We start from the raw sequence: 18102 nt of genomic DNA, 5'->3' as shown, positions 1-18102 counted from the left end.
ACAGGCAAACAGGACTTCCGGCAGAAAAACCCGGATAATGCCGGCCAATTTCGTTTTGCACGCTTAAATCACGGTAATCCCGCATGGAAATCAAGGTCAATTTTCTCGACAATCTCCGTCTCGAAGCCAAGTTCGACGACTTCACGGTGATCGCCGACCAACCGATCCGCTACAAGGGTGATGGCTCGGCCCCGGGGCCGTTCGACTATTTCCTGGCGTCTTCGGCCTTGTGCGCGGCTTACTTCGTCAAGCTGTACTGCCAGACCCGCGACATCCCTACCGAAAACATTCGCCTGTCGCAGAACAACATCGTCGACCCGGAAAACCGCTACAACCAGGTCTTCAAGATCCAGGTCGAGCTGCCCGAGGACATTTCCGAGAAGGACCGCCAGGGCATCCTGCGCTCCATCGACCGCTGCACCGTGAAGAAGGTGGTGCAGACCGGCCCCGAGTTCGTGATCGAAGTGGTCGACAACCTTGATGCCGATGCCCAGGGCCTGCTGATGCCGGTGGCGGACACCAGCACCTACATCCCCGGCAAGGACCTGCCGCTGGAGCAGACCATCGCCAACATGTCGGGCATCCTCGCCGGGCTGGGGATGAAGATCGAGATCGCCTCGTGGCGCAACATCGTGCCCAACGTGTGGTCGCTGCATGTGCGCGACGCCCAGTCGCCGATGTGCTTCACCAACGGCAAGGGCGCGACCAAGGAGGCCGCGCTGGCCTCGGCGCTGGGCGAGTTCATCGAGCGGCTGAACTGCAACTTCTTCTATAACGACCAGTTCTGGGGCGAGGACCTGGCCAACGCGTCGTTCGTGCACTACCCGAACGAGCAGTGGTTCAAACCCGGCCCGCGCGATGCGCTGCCGGCCGAGATCCTCGATGAGCACTGCCTGGCAATCTACAACCCGGACGGCGAGCTGCGTGGCTCGCACCTGTACGACACCAACTCTGGCAACACCGCGCGCGGAATCTGCTCGTTGCCGTTCGTGCGCCAGTCCGACCAGCAGGTGGTGTACTTCCCGTCCAACCTGATCGAGAACCTGTTCCTCAGCAACGGTATGAGCGCCGGCAACACCCTGGCCGAGGCTCAGGTGCAGTGCCTGTCGGAAATCTTCGAGCGTGCCGTGAAGCGCGAAATCCTCGAAGGCGAGCTGTGCCTGCCGGATGTGCCGCAGGAGGTGCTGGCCAAGTACCCGGCCATCGTCGCCGGCATCCAGGGCCTGGAAGAGCAGGGCTTCCCGGTGCTGGTCAAGGATGCGTCGCTGGGTGGCGAGTTCCCGGTGATGTGCGTGACCTTGATGAACCCGCGCACCGGCGGCGTGTTCGCTTCGTTCGGCGCCCACCCAAGCCTGGAAGTGGCGCTGGAGCGCAGCCTCACCGAACTGCTGCAGGGCCGCAGCTTCGAAGGCTTGAACGACCTGCCGCAACCGACCTTCGAAAGCCACGCGCTGACCGAGCCGAACAACTTCGTCGAGCACTTCATCGACTCCAGTGGCGTGGTGTCGTGGCGCTTCTTCAGTGCCAAGGCCGACTTCGAGTTCGTCGAGTGGGACTTCTCCGGCCACGGCGAGGATTCCAACGTGCAGGAAGCCGCGACCCTGTTCGGCATCCTCGAGGACCTGGGCAAGGAAGTGTACATGGCGGTGTACGACAACCTTGGCGCCACCGCCTGCCGCATCCTGGTGCCGGGTTACTCGGAGATCTACCCGGTCGAGGACCTGATCTGGGACAACACCAACCGCGCCCTGTCGTTCCGCGCCGACATCCTCAACCTGCACAGCCTGGACAACCGTTCCCTCAAGCTGCTGCTCAAGCGCCTGGACAACTGCGATGTGGATGACTACACCACCATCACCACGCTGATCGGCGTGGAGTTCGACGAGAACACGGTGTGGGGCCAGCTGACCATTCTCGAGTTGAAGCTGCTGATCTGCCTGGCGGTACAGCGCTTCGAGGACGCCAAGGAACTGGTCGAAGCGTTCCTGCAGTTCAACGACAACACCGTCGAGCGCGGCCTGTTCTACCAGGCGCTGAACGTGGTGCTGGAGGTGCAGCTGGATGACGAACTGGAAATGGACGACTACGAAGCCAACTTCCGCCGCATGTTCGGTAACCCGCGCATGGACGCGGTGCTGGGTTCGGTGGACGGCAGCGTGCGCTTCCATGGCCTGACCCCGACCAGCATGAAGCTCGAAGGCCTCGATCGCCACCTGCGCCTTATCGAAAGCTACAAGAAGCTGCACGCGGCCCGGGCCAAGTTCGCCTGATAGCCGCAGTGCTCCAATTCTGGCCTCATCGCCGGCAAGCCAGCTCCCACAGGTACAGCACATGACTTGAGGTCGATGCTGTCGAGGTGGGAGCAACTGTCTTGTGTTGTTCATCAGGGCCTTATCGCCGGCAAGCCAGGCTCCTACAGGTACTGCGGATGGTTTGAGGTGAATGCGGTCGAGGTGGGAGCTGGCTTGCCGGCGATTGGGCCGGTAGCCTTCATATAGCGCTTTGTTCTTGCCACTATCCCCAATCTGTCTTGCCGCTTTGCCTGCCAGGCGCGTAGCGTTTTGCTCCCATCCCCTCGATCCGTGGCGCGTTGACCGCCAGAAGGACCTCGGCCGCGCACAACAAGAAGGCGCAGACCATGAGCACCCCTTTGGATACCAATGCCCTCAAAGCCCGCCAGCAAGCCGCGTGGGCCAGTGGCGACTACGCGGTAATCGGCACCACCCTGCAACTGGTTGGCGAGCGCCTGGCCGAAGCCTGTGACCTGCGCTGGGACGAGCAGGTGCTGGATGTCGCCGCCGGCAACGGTAATGCCACCTTGGCTGCTGCCCGGCGCGGCTGCCGTGTCACCTCCACCGACTATGTGCCCGAGCTGCTCAAGCGCGGTGAAGAACGTGCGCGGGCCGAGCACCTCAATGTGGTGTTCCAGACCGCCGATGCCGAAGCGCTGCCATTTGGCGATGGAACATTCGATGCGGTGCTGTCCACCTTCGGCGTGATGTTCGCGCCCGACCAGGCCCAGGCCGCGCGTGAACTGGGCCGGGTGTGCCGACCCGGTGGCCGGATCGGCCTGGCCAACTGGACCCCGCAAGGGTTCGTCGGGCAGATGTTCAAGACCCTCGGGCGGCATGTACCGCCACCAGCCGGGGCTCTGCCGCCTTCACGCTGGGGTGATGAAGAACAGTTGCGCGTGATGTTCGAGGGGGCGCTGGGCGAATTGAAGGTCAGCCGCCAGCACTTCAATTTCCGCTATCGCTCGGCGGCGCATTTCATCGAGGTGTTCCGCACCTGGTACGGGCCGGTGCACAAGGCGTTTGCCTCGCTGGAGCCGGAGGCGGCCGGGGCGCTGGAGCGGGATCTGGCGCAACTGTTGAATGAAAGCAATGTGGGCGGCACGTCGTCGTTGGTGGTGCCGAGTGAGTACCTTGAAGTGGTGATCATTCGAGGTTGAGCCCACGGGCCAAGTGCTCAGTTCTTGCACTTGGCCATCACCACCTGGCACGTCTTCGGTGTGCCCCCTGACCGGCTTGCATAACGCACGCAGTTGTTTAGCGATTTCTGCCGGGCAATGCTCAGCGTATTGCCCCACGCGAGGCCGCCTTCGCCGGTGGTGGGGACGGCTTTGGCGAAGCAGTTGGAGCCCGTTGCGGGCGTCGCATACCTGGCCTTGCTGGCTTTGCTGGAGCAGCCGGCGGTGAGTGCCAGGCTGAAGGCGAGCAGGGTGGTCAGCGCCCAGGACATGTAGGGGCGAATCGGTTTACTGCTCATATGCTCTCCTTACCGAGGCGCATGACTCCCCGCCGCGAACACCGGCAAGGCCGGTGCCATACTCTGCACAGGATATTGCATTCAAGCGAAGCGGTGAACGCTTGCGTTGCACCAGATGCAGCGCAAGGCCTTGCACCATGGCAAGGCCTTGCGCCTGGGGCAACGATCAGAAGCGGTAGTTGAAGCTGGCTTCCAGCGTACGCGGTGCACCCGGGGTGATCAGGTCCACCGAACCGTGCGCGGAGGCATAGTAGTCACGGTCGAACACGTTCTTCAGGCGCAGTGCGGCGTCCCACTGCGGCACGCTGTACAGCAGCGCGGCGTCGAAGGTGGTGTAGCCCGGCATCACCACCACGTTGTCGAGTGCGGTGTAGCGCTCGTCGACGTAGTTGGCGCCGGCGGCCACGCGCCATTCCGGGGTCAGGGTGCGCACCAGCCAGACGTTGGCGCTGTTACGCGGCGTCAGGGTAGGGGTCTGGCCTTCGTTGGCAACGCCGTTGGTCTTGCTGTTGGACTTGGTGATCTCGGCATCCAGGTAGGCGTAGCCGGCGTAGATCTGCCACTTGTCCGTGAGTTGCCCGCTGACGGTGGCTTCGAAGCCGTCGGTACGCTGCTCGCCGGCCAGCACGGTCAGGTTGGGGTTGGCCGGGTCGGCGGTCTTCATGTTGGTGCGCTCGAGGCGGAATACCGCTGCGGTCAGCGACAGGCGGCTGTCGAGCAGGTCCCACTTGGCGCCGATTTCGTAGTTGGTGGTTTCTTCCGGCTCCAGGTGCTGGTTGGTCGGGCTGACCGCGAACACTTCGCCCGAAGGCTGGTAGCTGCGGCTGACCGACACATAGTAGGACTGGATGTTATCCGGCTGGTAGACCAGGCCGGCACGTGGGCTCCAGGTCTTGTCGGTACGGTCGAGGTCTACGTTCTGCGCGCGGTCGTCGTCGTACTCCTGGCCAAAGATGTCATAACGCACGCCGACCAGGGCCTTCCAGTGCTCGTTCAACTCGATCATGTCCTGCACATACAGGCCGGTGGTCTGCTGGAAGTTGGTGCCCTTGGACGACAGGTTGGCGGCGTGCTCCGGCACCGGCACCAGGGCGTCGCGATACACCGGCACCTGGGCCACGTTGTTCTGGCTCAGCACCCGCTGGTGCTTGTCCTGGAAGCCCACCTCCACGCCATACAGCAGGTTGTGCTGCATGCCGGCAAGCTGCGCCTGCTGCTTGAGTTCGGTCTGGTTGAACATGCCGTACTCGTCGCGGGCGACGTTGCCACGGTTGAGCTTCACCAGCAGTTCGCCGTCAGGCGCGGTGACGAAGCGCGTCGGGCTGCTGTCGGCCAAGGTGTTGTTGCGGTCCAGGTCGTAGCGGTAGTACCGGCTGGTGTTGGTCAGGGTGAAGTCGTCGTTGATGCGGTAGTCCAGGCTGGCAGTCAGCGAGAACACCTCGCTGCGGGCGTAGTCCTGGTCGGCATCGCCGGAGCCGAAGCGCTTGTCGCGGTCCACATCTACCGGGCGGTTGCCCAGCGCCGGGATGCCGAAGTCGATCAGGCGCTTGTCGTACAGGTAGGTGGCGCCCAGGTTCAGTTCCAGGTCGTCGGAGAGGCGGAAGTAGGCCGACGGCGCGATGGCCTTGCGGTCGATGTAGCCATCGTCGCGGAAGGTGTCGCTGTCTTCGAAGGCGCCGGTCACGCGGTAGGCCTGGTTGCTTTGCGGGTCGGCCCAGCCGGTGTCGAACTGGGTGCGGCGCTTGCCTTCGCTGTCGAAGCTCATGCCGACTTCGCGCTTGGGCGTGAAGCTCGGCTTCTTGCTGATGCTGTTGATCAGGCCGCCCGAAGAGCCACGGCCATACAGCACGGCGGCAGGGCCCTTGATCACCTCGACCCGCTCGATGTTGGACAGGTCACGGAAGTACAGGGCGTCGTCGCGCACGCCGTCGATGTACATGTCGCCAATGGCGCTGAAGCCGCGAATGGTCACCTGGTCACGCTGGCCGTCGCCGTTGGACAGGCCGACGCCGGGCACGTTCTTCAGCACGTCTTCCATGGACTGCGCACCCTGGTCCTTGATCACGCTTTCGGGCACGACGTTGACGGTTTGCGGGATGTCGCGCAGCGGGGCGTCGATCTTCATGGCGCTGCGGCTTTCGCTGGCCTTGTAGCTTTGCTGCTCGTAGGCGCTGGTGACGGCAGTGGCGGGCAAGGCGAGGGAGCCCTGCGATTCAGGTTGGACAGCCGCGTGAACAGCAGGCACAACCAGCAGGCCCAGCATGGAAATGGATGCTGGTGCAACAGACTTTTTTGCCATTACAGGTGACTCTTTGTTGTATTTGAAGGTCACGAATAGTAATGATTTGTAAATGTAAAGCAAGTGTAAAGAGTTCGCATTTGCTGTTGCAAGGGCGCTCGTGGCAAAAAAACGGCAAAACGCGTCGCAAGGGGGAGGGCCGGCAATGTGCCAGGCAAGGGCTATGCTTGTTGGCGCGTGAACATTTCACGCCCCCATCCGGTCTTGATCACATGGAAGCAGGCCTATGAATCCAATTCGCTCTTTCGCTCGTGCTGTTGCCCTTGCCACCCTGGCGTCCGCCGCCAGCTTCACGGTGCAGGCTGCCGGTATTCCCATTGGTAGCGAGGCGCTGGAAAGCCACGTCACCACGCAGGTCACGGCCATCGACCTGGCCAGCCGCCAGGTCACGGTGAAAGGCCCTGACGCCAAGAAGGATGTGACCTTCCAGCTCACGGAAAAGGCCAAGGCGCTGCCCAACCTCAAGGTGGGTGACCAGGTCGACATTTACGTGACCCGAGCGGTGGCCTATGTGCTGAATCCCGAGGTGGGCGGTGCACCGAAGGCGACTGAGGAGTCCGGTACCATTCGCGCCACGGCAGACAACCCCAACCCGGGCGGCGAGGCGTTCCGCCAGGTCAAGGTGACCTCGCAGATCAAGAAGATCGACCTCGAGACGCATGAGGTGAGCCTGTTGCCGCCGGAGGGCAAGCTGCAGGTGGTCAAGGTCGAGAACCCTGACCTGCAGGCACGCATGAAGAACCTCAAGGTCGGCCAGACGGTCGACGCGATCTACACCGAAGTGCTGCGCGTCGAAACCTCGCGCTGACCCTTCATTGGGGCAGGCTACGGGTTGCCCGCGCATGGATCCGCCGTGATGCCTTGCATGACGGCGGATGTCGTTCGAACAGCTGCATCACCCAATCGGGCCGAGTCTTGCTGGCATCGTTGAGCCAATTGGCAACCGAGTCCTGGGCATACTTGTCTGCTTCGGCCAGGCGCGGCACCAACAGTGGCTCGGCCACTTCGGGCGCTTGCTTGAGTGCGGCGATGTGCTCGCACCAGACGCCACGTGGGCGCAGCACCTCGATACAGAAGCGTCGTACCAGTGGGTTGCTGTCGCCGGCATGTCGGGCAAGCAGGGCCAGGGCATCATCCAGCGCTTGAGCCAGGCGCGGGCGCAGGGCTATCCAGGCCCATTCGCGCACACCAAAATGTTCATCGCGAGCAAAACGCAGCTGGGCCAGCAATGCGGCTTCGAGATCGAGCGTGCGCGACAGGTGCGCCTGGGCGAAGGCCGCCCAGCTGCGCACCGTATCGGAGCTGTGTGCGCTGCACTGCTCCATCACCTGCTGGCGCTGGGGCGCAGGTACGGGTTCCAGCCACTGCCCAAGGGCAAGGCCGATTCCCGTGATTTTTTTTGACAGGCCCTGCGAGCATGTTTCTTCGGCGCAGGTAGCCAGCTGTTCGATCAGCTTGTCGGGCAACTGGCCCGCCAGTGCACTGACCAAGGTCCTTTGATCCACTGCCAGGCACTCGGCCAGGTTGCGGGTGGGCAACTGCCCATGGTCGATCAGGGTTTTACGTTCATCTCTCATCGAATGTGCTCCATCACATACGGTTTGGTCTGCCCTCAGCCGTGAACCCGCCGGCTCAGGCCGCGGGCGCCGAGGCTGGGCAGCATCCTAGCCCAATTGGCTGGTATCCATGTGGCGAATAGCATGCGTGCACACTTTCGATTTCCATGGATAAAGGGAATTTTCCGATCATCGCCTGAACATCTGTCACGAATGAGGACTGCCATGTTCAGCAAGACCTTGTGCCTTCTGGTGCTTCCCTTTGCCCTGGCGTTGCTTGCCGGTGCCGTGCTGCCGTTCCAGGCTGCGGGTAATGCCGCCGTCGGCCGGGCGCTGGGGCACTGGTTGTGGGGTGCGTTCACGTCATTGACGGTAAGTTCGCTGGTAGTGATCGCCGCGTTGCTGATCCTCAGGGTGCCGGCGCCGGACATGGGCAAGGCCTTGCAGGGGCCCTGGTGGCTGTGGGTTGGCGGTGTGCTCGGGGCGTTGTACGTGGCCGGTGCCGCGGCGCTCACCCCCAGGCTGGGCGCCGCGGGTTTCCTGGTGCTGGTGGTGGCGGGGCAGATCATCACGGCGGTGGTCGCAGACCACTTCGGGGTGATGGGGTTGGGGGGCAAGCCGCTCAACCTGGCCAGGTTGGCGGGTGTGGTGCTGATCCTCTGCGGCGTGCTGCTGGTGCAGGGCACCTGGGCATCAGGCACGCCGGCCAGTGCCACTGCTGTGGTGAAACAGCCGGAAGGCTGATCAGCGCCCCGGCTGGCTGCACGCCCACACGGTTTCCCGCAGCCAGCGATGCCCGGGGTCGTCGTCCTTGCGGCTGTGCCAGGCTTGCTGGTAATCGAACGAAGGAATCGCCAGTGGCGGCTCGAACTGGCGCAATGTCCTGTGCTGGTGCAGCGAGCCCACCGCGCGGCTGGCCACGGTCAGGATCAGGTCGGTGCCGGCCAGCACTTCGACTGCCGCACTCCAGTGCGGCAAGGCCAGGGCAATCCGCCGACGCAGGCCTTGCGCGGCCAGGGCGCGTTCGATTTCATCGAAGGCATCCGGGTGCATGGCCATCAGCACATGCGGGCGGGCCAGCCAGTCGGCCAGGGGCAGGCCGCCGCTGGCCGGCAGCACCTGGCGGTCGGCAACGCTGATGAAGCTGTCGGTGAACAGCGGCTGCGCCGTGATGGCCTGGGGCAGGTCCGGGAAGATGCCCAGGGCCAGGTCCAGTTCACCATCGAGCAACTGGGCCAGCATGGTTTCGCGGCTGGCCTGGCTGATGGCCAGGTCCACCCCGGGCGCGACCTGGCGCAGGTGGCGCAGCAGGGGTGGCAGGATGATCCGCGAGGAATAGTCGGACAGCGAGAGCCTGAAGCGACGCTGGGCCTTGGCCGGTTCGAACTGTGGGGCGGCCAGCAGGCCGTTGAGGTTGCCCAGGGCGTCGTGCAGCGGTTTGGCCAGCGATTGGGCGCGGGCGGTCAAGGCCATGCGGCCGTTCTGGCGCACCAGCAAGGGGTCGTCGAAGTGCTTGCGCAACTGCGCCAGGGCGTGGCTTACCGCCGGTTGGCTGCGGTGCAGGCGCAGGGCGGCGCGGGTCACGTGCTTTTCGCTCAGCAGGGCGTGCAGGGCGAGCAGCAGGTTGAGGTCGATCTTGCGTAGTTCATCCATGGTGCGAATGGTCTTGGTTGTGTCTGGCAGTTTTCATCAGCTTAACAAATGCCCAAGGCTGTCGAGGCCCCAGGATTTCGGCATCATGGCTGACATTGTCGGGGCCGCGTTGCGGCCCATCGCGACACAAGGCCGCTCCTACAAGGACCGTGTCAGTCGTTGGGGTTATACTCCCCACCCGTTTCACTGTTATCCGAGTATTCCGATGGGTCTTTCCGCAACCGCAACACCCGAGCCGCGTAGCCTGGGCGCCCCTATGCCGGCAACCTGATCGGCGTGCGCCTGCGTCCGCTGTTCTTTGCCGGCGAGCGTCGGCCTGTAGCGCTGACCGGGTGCTGAGGCACTGAGCGAATTGCTGCAAGGGGTGCAGAAATCATCTGCATTCCGCCTGATTGTTCAACTTTCCCCGCCTGATTAGCCTGACTCGAACACCCATCCAACAGGATTCGATCATGGCTACCCGCATCGTTCTCAACAGCACCGGCACCGCCGATGTCATGCAGCTTGAACACTTGCAAGCACAAGCCCCAGGGCCCGGCCAGGTCTGGCTGGAACAGACGGCCATGGGTGTCAACCCGCTCGACCTGTTGCAGCGCAAGGGCGGTGCCCCACTGGACTTGCCTTCCGGGCTGGGGCTGGAAGGGGCTGGGCGGGTCGCTGCCGTCGGCGAAGGGGTACATGACGTGCAGGTGGGCGACCGGGTCGCCTATGCCATGGGCCCGGTTGGCGGTTACGCCAGCGGCCGCCTGTACCCGGCCGAGCGCCTGGTCAAGCTGCCGCCGCAGCTGGATGACCAGGCCGCTGCCGCCGTGCTGTTCAAGGGCATCACGGCGCAGTACTTGCTGAAGACTACCTATGCCGTGGGCCCGGGTAGCCAAGTGTTGTTGTACGGTGCCGCCGGTGCCTTGGGCCAGCTGATGGCGCCTTGGGCGCGGCACCTGGGGGCGACGGTGATCGGCGTGGTATCACGCCCGCAGAGTGTGGCAAGGGCGCAGGCAGCGGGTTGCCACCATGTGCTGGTGTTCGACGCGGCAACCTTGGCCGGCCAGGTCCGCGAGCTGACCCAGGGCCAGGGCGTGGACGTGGCCTATGACTGTGTCGGCAAGGTGTCGCTGCAAGCCTCGCTGGACAGCCTGCGGGTGCGTGGCTTGCTGGTGTCGTTCGGCGGCACCTCCGGCGCGCCGGCGGCCATCGAGGTTGCCACGCTCAACGCCAAGGGCTCGCTGTACCTGACTCGGCCCTCGCTGGCAGCACACACCCGCACGGTCGACGAGTACCAGCAGCGCGCCGCCGATGTGCTGGCGGCGGTCGCCGAGGGTATCATCCAGCCTCGGGTCTGGCGTGCCTACCCGCTGGCCGACGCGGCCAGGGCCCACGGGGACCTGGAGCAAGGGCAGTCGGAGGGCGCGCTGGTCCTTACTGCCTGATACCCGACTTCCACCACTACTGCCTTGTGCCGAGCCTTGCCATGGATGCCTTCGACAGCCGCCGCGCCGATGAACTTGCCACCTTGCTGGCGCTGCACGAGCAGGGCTCGTTTGCCGCTGCCGGGCGGCAGCTGGAGCGCCACCCCACGGTGCTGTCGAAGCGCCTGAGTGCACTGGAGGTGCGCCTGGGCATTCGCCTGGTGGAGCGCAGCACGCGGCAACTGCGCTTTACCGATGAAGGCGAGCGGCTGGTGGCCAAGGTGCGCGAGGCCAACCGGCTGATCGCCGAGGCCGAACAGGAAGCGGCCGAGGGGGCGGCGACGGTACGTGGGCGCCTGCGCCTGGCATTGCCGGCAGCCATGGGCCGGCGCTGGTTGAGCGGGATGCTGGCCGATTTCGTGCTGGCCTACCCGCAGGTGATGGTGGAGGCCGAGTATGCCGATCGTTTCGTCGACCTGATCGGCGAGGGTTTCGACGCCGCCATCCGCATTGGCGAGCTGGCTGACAACCGCCTGGTGGCCAGGAAGCTGTGCGATCACCTGCGCATCCTGTGTGCGTCGCCCGAGTACCTGGCCCGGCATGGCGCACCTGGGCAACCGGAGGATCTTGCTGGGCACAATTGCTTGGGTTTCAGTGGCTTGCGAAGCTTTCCTGAATGGCGACTGATGAGTGGTGGGCAGCAGGTGAGTGTCAAGGTTGCCGGCAGCCTGCGCAGCAATGACAACGAAGCCCTGCTGGAGGCGGCGCGGCGTGGCGTTGGCATCCTGGCGGGAGGGGACTGGCTGATGGGCGAGGACCTCGCCGCCGGGCGCTTGGTGCGGGTGCTGCCGCAATGGCAGCTGGATGTGGCGGCAGGCATTTACCTGGTAAGGCCGACCGCGCGCCTCAACACTGCCGCCCTGGTGGCTTTCAAGGCGTGGCTGGAAGCACGCTTCGAGGCCGGCGCACCATGGCGGCTATAGAATTGCACATAACCAATTGAATTAGCAGGGCACCTGTGGGAGCGGGCATGTCGAGGCGTCGAACCGCCGCGAACACCGGCGGAGCCGGTGCCATACACCGCGTTGTGGCATTCGCGGGCACGCCCGCTCCCACAGCGTACCCCAAAGGGCTGGGCAATCTCCTGCAGAGCTTTATCGCCTTGCTACAGCATGCTGCACGCATTGCTCGTAATAGGTCTGCTTGATCGCTGCAGGCTTGAGCCGCGAGCGGCTGTTGTAGGTTTGTTCGGTAATGCCGAAGGCGGTCATGCGCATCCACGGTTTGGGGAATTTGCGCGCCTGCAGCTTCTTGCGCGTGGCATACAGGGTTACCCCGGAAAGCTTGGCCTGCTGCGCCTCGGCGGCTATCTGCGCGCCCCAGCCGCAAGTGTGGCGATCGTTCTGGCTCAGCGCCCGTGCCTGGGCGCCGAAAGCGAGCGTGGCCAGCAGGCAGCCTGCCATCGTTGCTAGAAGTACTCGCATGTTGCTGTCCTAAGCATCTGAAGGAAAACGAAGTTTGCCTTCACAAGCAGGCACTGGGGGCCAGCAATTTGCCGTCAGACCATGGTCGCTCGCAATCGACTGGTGGCGTGCAAACCAGCGAATAAATACCGCACTGCGTGTATGTGATCGTACAACTGCTTGCGCTATGATGAGCGCTGTCTTTCAAGGTGAAATACAGGGCAATGACAGAGCAGCAGGTACAGGCAAAGACCCGGCGCAAGCCGCGCAGTCTGGCCCAGGAACTGGTCACGGTGCTGACCGAGCGCATTCGCAGCGGCCAGCTCAAGCGCGGCGACAAGCTGCCGACCGAATCGCAGATCATGGCCGAAGAGGGTGTCAGCCGCACGGTGGTGCGTGAAGCGATCTCGCGGCTGCAGGCCGCCGGGCAGGTCGAGACCCGCCACGGCATTGGCACCTTCGTGCTGGACGCGCCAGCCACGGGTGGTTTCCGTATCGACCCGGCGACCGTGGTCACCCTGCGCGAAGTATTGGCGGTGCTGGAGTTGCGCATTGCCCTGGAGATCGAATCGGCGGGCCTGGCGGCGCAGCGGCGCAGCGATGAAGAGCTGACCGGCATGCGTGCGGCGCTGGACGAACTCAACGAAGGGGCTGCTCACGCCACGGATGCGGTGTCGGCGGATTTCCAGTTCCACCTGCGCATTGCCCAGGCCAGCGGCAACCACTACTTCGCCGACATCATCAACCACCTGGGCACCAGCATCATCCCGCGTACCCGGTTGAACTCGGCGCGGCTGGCCCACGATGACCAGGCGCACTACATGAGCCGGCTGATGCACGAGCACGAGGCGATCTACGAAGCCATCGCCCGGCGTGATAGCGAAGGCGCGAAGATGGCCATGCGCATGCACCTGAGCAACAGCCGCGAGCGCTTGCGCCAGGCGCATGAAGAGGCCGAGGCGCAGGGGGCCTGAGGCCTTCGTCGCTTGTGCCGGCCTCTTCGCGGGCGCGCCCGCTCCCACAGGGATCACCTTATCTTGAGGGTGCAGCAATACCTGTGGGAGCGGGCGTGCCCGCGAAGAGGCCGGTACAGCCAAAAGAAAAGCCCCGCCATGTGCGGGGCTTTCTGGTTTCAAGGGGCGATCAGATCGCGCCCTCATTCCACTGGCCATTCACCAGACGACGCAGCCCAAGCGGGTTGCCGTCGCGCAGTGCCTCAGGCAACAGCGCCTGCGGGTAGTTCTGGTAGCACACCGGGCGCAGGAAGCGGTCGATGGCCAGGGTGCCGACCGACGTGCCGCGCGCATCCGACGTGGCCGGGTAAGGCCCGCCGTGCACCATCGCATCACACACCTCGACACCGGTCGGGTAGCCGTTGACCAGGATCCGCCCGACTTTCTCCTCCAGCAGCGGCACCAGCCAAGCGAAGGCCTGCAGGTCTTCCGGCTCGCCGATCAGGGTCGCGGTCAGCTGGCCGCGCAGGCCGAGCAGGGCGGCGCGCAACTGGTCGTTGTCCTGCACTTCCACGGCAACGGTGGTCGGGCCGAACACTTCTTCCTGCAGCAGCGGGTCAGACTCCACCAGCAGGCGGGCATTGGCCTTGAACAGTTGGGCGCGCGCCTGGCTGTCTGCCTGCGCCTGGCCGGCCAGGTGCTCGATACCAGCATGGGCGTGCAGGTGCTCCAGGCCACCGACGTAGCTGCGCAGGCCACCTGCGTTGAGCATGGTCTGGCCGGCCTGCTGGCTCAGGTGCTGGCCAAGCTCGGCCAGCAGTTGGCTGTACTGCGGCGACTGCAGGCCGATCACCAGGCCCGGGTTGGTGCAGAACTGGCCTGCGCCCAGGCACACCGAACCGGCCAGTTCTCGGGCGATGGCTTCGCCACGCTTGGCCAGGGCGCCCGGCAGGATGATGACCGGGTTGATGCTGGACATCTCGGCGAACACCGGGATCGGCTGCGGGCGCTCGGCGGCCATGCGGCACAGGGCGTCACCGCCTTTCAGCGAGCCGGTGAAGCCGACGGCCTGGATGGCCGGGTGCTTGACCAGCCACTCGCCGACGCCGCCACCGAACACCATGTTGAACACGCCCTTGGGCATGCCGGTGCGCTCGGCGGCGCGCTGGATGGCGCAGCCGACCAGGTCGGCGGTGGCCATGTGGCCGCTGTGGGCCTTGAACACCACCGGGCAACCGGCGGCCAGGGCCGCGGCGGTATCGCCACCGGCGGTGGAGAAGGCCAGCGGGAAGTTGCTGGCGCCGAACACGGCGACCGGGCCGACGCCGATGCGCATCTGGCGCAGGTCCACGCGTGGCAGGGGCTGGCGCTCGGGCAGGGCCAGGTCGATGCGCGCACCGAGGAAGTCACCACGGCGCAGCACCTGGGCGAACAGGCGCATCTGGCCGCTGGTGCGGCCGCGCTCGCCCTGGATACGGGCGGGGGGCAGGGCGGTTTCACGGCAGACGATGGCGACGAAAGCGTCGTCCAGTTCGTCCAGCTCGGCGGCGATGGCGTCGAGGAATTCGGCGCGCCGCGCCGGGGCCAGCTGGCGGAATTCGGCGAAAGCGGCGGCCGCGGCCTTGGCGGCCTGGTCCACTTCGCTTTCGGTGGCCTGGGCGAAGCTGTAGGGCAGGGCCTCGCCGGTGCTGGCGTCCAGGCTCTGCAGGCGCTGCGGGCCAGCGGCGCTGCGCTGGCCGGCGATGAAGTTGTGGCCGAGGATTTCAGGCATGGGGTGCTCCTGTAGGTTGAGAGAAAATCTGGCAGGTTGTCGCATGACCTGTGGGAGCGGGCGAGCCCGCGAACACCGGCGCAGCCGGTGCCATACACCGGGTTGCCTGCTTCGCGGGCTCGCCCGCTCCCACAGGGATCGCGACACTGTCGAGAAGCCGGGTCATCAGGTAATCGGTGCCGGGTTGAACAGGGTGATGTCGTTGTGCAGGCGATGCTGTTCGGCCCAGGTCTGCTTGCGGCCGCTGGCCACGTCCAGGTAGTAGTGGAACAGCTCCCAGCCCAGCTCCTCGATGGTCGAGCGGCCGCTGGCGATGCGCCCGGCGTCGATGTCGATCAGGTCGGGCCAGCGCTGGGCCAGCTCGCTGCGGGTGCATACCTTGACCACCGGCGCCATGGCCAGGCCGTACGGGGTGCCGCGGCCGGTGGTGAACACATGCAGGTTCATGCCGGCAGCCAGTTGCAGGGTGCCGCAGACAAAGTCGCTGGCCGGGGTGGCGCAGAAGATCAGGCCTTTGCGGTTGACCCGCTCGCCCGGGCCGAGCACGCCCTGGATGGCGCCGCTACCGGACTTGACGATCGACCCCAGGGACTTCTCGACGATATTCGACAAGCCGCCTTTCTTGTTGCCCGGCGTGGTGTTGGCGCTGCGGTCGGCGGCGCCTTGCTGCAGGTAGCGGTCGTACCAGTCCATTTCGCGCACCAGGGCGTCTGCGACCTCCTGGTTTTCCGCCCGCGAGGTGAGCATGTAGATGGCGTCGCGCACTTCGGTCACTTCCGAGAACAGCACGGTGGCGCCGGCGCGTACCAACAGGTCGGCGGCGTAGCCCAGTGCCGGGTTGGCGGTGATGCCCGAGAAGGCATCGCTGCCCCCGCACTGCATACCCAGGATCAGTTCGCTGGCCGGCACGCTTTCGCGGCGGCGCTGGTCGAGTTTCTTCAGGCGGGTCTCGGCCAGCTCCATGATCTGTTCGATCATTTCCACAAAGCCCAGGCTGGCGTCCTGCAGGCGGTACAGCCACGGGTCGCTGAGGTCCACCGACGGGTCGTTGTCGTGCATCACCTGGCCGGCCTGCAGCTTTTCGCAGCCCAGGCTGATGACCAGGGCCTCGCCGCCCAGGTTGGGGTTGCGCGCCAGGTTGCGCACCGTGCGGATCGGGATGTAGGCATCGCGCGCGTTGATCGCCACACCGCAACCATAGCTGTGGGTGATGGCCACCACGTCATCGACATTGGGGTACTTGGGCAGCAACTCGCTGCGAATGCGCTTTACCGCATGCTCCAGCACGCCGGCCACGCACTGCACGGTGGTGGTGATGCCGAGGATGTTGCGGGTGCCGACGGTGCCGTCGGCGTTGCGGTAGCCTTCGAAGGTGAAGCCTTCGAGCGGCGGCAGCGGCTGCGGGACGGCGTCGCAGCGTGGCAGGCTGTCCAGCTCCGGCGCGGCCGGCATGGCCAGCTGGCTCTCCTGCACCCAGCTGCCCTGGCGCAGGTCTTCCAGCGCGTAGCCGATGATCTGCCCGTAGCGGCGCACCGGTTCGCCCTTGGCGATGGCTACGGTGGCCACCTTGTGGCTCTGTGGCACGCCTTCGACCAGGGTCAGGCCGTCGGCGAAGCGGGCGCCTTCGCCCAGGCCGCCATCGTTGACCACCACCACGACATTGTCGTCGTCGTGCAGGCGGACGTAGCGGGGCGAGTCGGAATGTTCGATCAACTGCATGTTCGGGCCCTACTTGTCAGGTTCTCAGGCTTTTGTACATCCGCCCGCGGCGGGTTGGCCGACGCGGGCGTGTTCACTCAGTGGCGCGAGCCGGCCAGTTCGCCGCCGGCCACTGGCTCGGCGTCAGGCTTTGGGCTTTCACGCAGCTCGATGCGCTTGATCGGGCCGACGATCACCAGGTAGCTGAACACCGCCACCAGGGCGTTGGCGCCGACATACACCAGGGCCCACTTGAACGAGCCGGTGGCACTGATGATGTAGCCGATCACGATCGGCGTGGTGATCGAGGCGATGTTGCCGAAGGTGTTGAACAGCCCGCCCGACAGCCCGGCGATCTGTTTCGGCGAGGTGTCGGCGACCACCGCCCAGCCCAGCGCGCCGATGCCTTTGCCGAAGAACGCCAGGGTCATGAAGCCGACCACCATCCACTCGGCGTCGACGTAGTTGCAGAACACCATGGTGGTCGACAGCAGCAGGCCGCAGACGATCGGCAGCTTGCGCGAGAAGGTCAGCGAGTTGCCGCGGCGCAGCAGCCAGTCGGAGATCACCCCGCCCAGCACACCACCGATGAAGCCGCAGACCGCCGGCAGCGAGGCGATGAAGCCGGCCTTGAGGATGGTCATGCCGCGCTCCTGCACCAGGTACACCGGGAACCAGGTGAGGAAGAAGTAGGTGATGGCGTTGATGCAGTATTGGCCCAGGTACACGCCCAGCAGCATGCGGCTGGTCAGCAGTTGCTTGATGTAGCCCCATTTCGGGCCGTCGTTGCCGCGCTTCTGGTCCATGTCCACCAGGCCGCCGTTCTGCTCGATGTGCTCGAGTTCACCCGGGCTGATGCGTGGGTGTTGGCGCGGGTTGTAGATGGTCTTCAGCCACACCATGGAGAACACGATGCCCAGTGCGCCCATGACCACGAACACGTGCTCCCAGCCGAAGCTGAATACGATCCAGCCCATGATCGGTGCGAACAGTGCGGTGGCGAAGTACTGCGCCGAGTTGAAGATGGCCGAGGCGGTGCCGCGTTCCTGGGTCGGGAACCAGGCCGCGACGATGCGTGCATTGCCCGGGAACGACGGGGCTTCGGCAAAACCGACCAGAAAGCGCAGGGTGAACAGTGTCACCACCGCCCAGGCCACCGGCAGGCCACCGACAAAGCCCTGCAGCAGGGTGAACAGCGACCAGGTGAAGATGCTGAAGGCGTAGACGTTCTTGGAACCGAAGCGGTCGAGCAGCCAGCCACCAGGAATCTGGCCAGCCACGTATGCCCATCCGAAGGCGGAGAAGATGTAGCCGAGGGTCACGGCATCGATGCCGAGGTCTTTCTGCAGGCTGGAGCCCGCGATTGCAATGGTGGCGCGGTCAGCGTAGTTGATCGTGGTCACCAGGAACAGCATGAACAGGATCAGGTAGCGCACATGCGTCTTCTTCGTCGCTTGCATGCTGGTAGTACTCCCACTAGTTATTTTTGTGCGGGCTCACGAATTGTAACCGGAGTGGGGCTGGCCCACTCCGGG

Annotated in this window: 15 protein-coding genes; 7 read left to right on the top strand and 8 right to left on the bottom strand. The window is 64.9% G+C overall.

Annotated elements, in window-relative coordinates:
- Positions 1-83 precede the first annotated feature (83 nt).
- Both CAG34_RS17760 and CAG34_RS17755 read left to right on the top strand, forming a co-directional pair.
- Positions 84-2270, top strand: coding sequence for an OsmC domain/YcaO domain-containing protein (locus CAG34_RS17760; protein ID WP_085591565.1), 2187 nt, complete (start codon positions 84-86; stop codon positions 2268-2270).
- Between the two features lie 368 nt (positions 2271-2638).
- Positions 2639-3451, top strand: a complete 813-nt coding sequence (locus tag CAG34_RS17755; RefSeq protein ID WP_085591563.1) for a class I SAM-dependent methyltransferase — start codon at positions 2639-2641, stop codon at positions 3449-3451.
- Positions 3452-3468: 17 nt separating this feature from the next.
- On the opposite strand, the gene CAG34_RS17750 is transcribed toward CAG34_RS17755, so the two are convergent.
- Positions 3469-3768, bottom strand: coding sequence for a hypothetical protein (locus tag CAG34_RS17750; RefSeq protein ID WP_085591561.1), 300 nt, complete (start codon positions 3766-3768; stop codon positions 3469-3471).
- Positions 3769-3934: 166 nt separating this feature from the next.
- Positions 3935-6067, bottom strand: coding sequence for a TonB-dependent siderophore receptor (locus tag CAG34_RS17745; protein ID WP_178080890.1), 2133 nt, complete (start codon positions 6065-6067; stop codon positions 3935-3937).
- A 226-nt stretch (positions 6068-6293) separates the two neighbouring features.
- Between CAG34_RS17745 and CAG34_RS17740 the strand changes: the two genes are divergently transcribed.
- Positions 6294-6875 carry a hypothetical protein gene (locus tag CAG34_RS17740; protein ID WP_085591557.1) on the top strand — a complete coding sequence of 194 codons (582 nt, stop codon included), beginning with the start codon at positions 6294-6296 and terminating at the stop codon, positions 6873-6875.
- Positions 6876-6879: 4 nt separating this feature from the next.
- Here CAG34_RS17740 and CAG34_RS17735 read toward each other — a convergent pair whose 3' ends face one another.
- Positions 6880-7644, bottom strand: a complete 765-nt coding sequence (locus CAG34_RS17735) for a hypothetical protein (protein ID WP_085591555.1) — start codon at positions 7642-7644, stop codon at positions 6880-6882.
- 204 nt (positions 7645-7848) lie between these two features.
- On the opposite strand from CAG34_RS17735, the gene CAG34_RS17730 reads away from it, so the two are divergent.
- Positions 7849-8367, top strand: a complete 519-nt coding sequence (locus CAG34_RS17730) for a DMT family transporter (protein ID WP_085591553.1) — start codon at positions 7849-7851, stop codon at positions 8365-8367.
- Here CAG34_RS17730 and CAG34_RS17725 read toward each other — a convergent pair whose 3' ends face one another.
- Complete coding sequence (locus CAG34_RS17725; protein WP_085591552.1) at positions 8368-9276, bottom strand: LysR family transcriptional regulator; 909 nt, start codon at positions 9274-9276, stop codon at positions 8368-8370.
- Positions 9277-9728: 452 nt separating this feature from the next.
- On the opposite strand from CAG34_RS17725, the gene CAG34_RS17720 reads away from it, so the two are divergent.
- Positions 9729-10703: a quinone oxidoreductase gene (locus CAG34_RS17720; protein ID WP_085591550.1), complete on the top strand. Its 975-nt coding sequence runs from the start codon at positions 9729-9731 to the stop codon at positions 10701-10703.
- Positions 10704-10744: 41 nt separating this feature from the next.
- Complete coding sequence (locus tag CAG34_RS17715) at positions 10745-11665, top strand: LysR family transcriptional regulator (RefSeq protein ID WP_085591548.1); 921 nt, start codon at positions 10745-10747, stop codon at positions 11663-11665.
- A 171-nt stretch (positions 11666-11836) separates the two neighbouring features.
- Here the strand turns inward: CAG34_RS17715 and CAG34_RS17710 are convergent, their stop codons facing one another.
- Positions 11837-12166 carry a hypothetical protein gene (locus CAG34_RS17710; protein ID WP_023660807.1) on the bottom strand — a complete coding sequence of 110 codons (330 nt, stop codon included), beginning with the start codon at positions 12164-12166 and terminating at the stop codon, positions 11837-11839.
- A 203-nt stretch (positions 12167-12369) separates the two neighbouring features.
- Here CAG34_RS17710 and CAG34_RS17705 point away from each other — a divergent pair, with 203 nt between their 5' ends.
- Positions 12370-13119 carry a FadR/GntR family transcriptional regulator gene (locus tag CAG34_RS17705; protein WP_024087290.1) on the top strand — a complete coding sequence of 250 codons (750 nt, stop codon included), beginning with the start codon at positions 12370-12372 and terminating at the stop codon, positions 13117-13119.
- A gap of 169 nt (positions 13120-13288) precedes the next feature.
- Here the strand turns inward: CAG34_RS17705 and CAG34_RS17700 are convergent, their stop codons facing one another.
- The 3 genes from CAG34_RS17700 to CAG34_RS17685 form a co-directional block, all read right to left on the bottom strand.
- Positions 13289-14869, bottom strand: a complete 1581-nt coding sequence (locus tag CAG34_RS17700) for an aldehyde dehydrogenase (NADP(+)) (protein ID WP_085591546.1) — start codon at positions 14867-14869, stop codon at positions 13289-13291.
- Positions 14870-15034: 165 nt separating this feature from the next.
- Complete coding sequence (garD, locus tag CAG34_RS17690) at positions 15035-16588, bottom strand: galactarate dehydratase (protein ID WP_025338828.1); 1554 nt, start codon at positions 16586-16588, stop codon at positions 15035-15037.
- Positions 16589-16665: 77 nt separating this feature from the next.
- Entirely contained in the window at positions 16666-18027 is a 1362-nt protein-coding gene (locus tag CAG34_RS17685) for an MFS transporter (RefSeq protein ID WP_085591544.1), read from the bottom strand.
- Positions 18028-18102 lie beyond the last annotated feature (75 nt).

Source organism: Pseudomonas sp. B14(2017), assembly GCF_002113255.1.
Classification (GTDB): domain Bacteria; phylum Pseudomonadota; class Gammaproteobacteria; order Pseudomonadales; family Pseudomonadaceae; genus Aquipseudomonas; species Aquipseudomonas putida_Z.
Note: the sequence above shows the minus strand (reverse complement) of the source record. Positions and strands in the feature narration are given on the sequence as shown.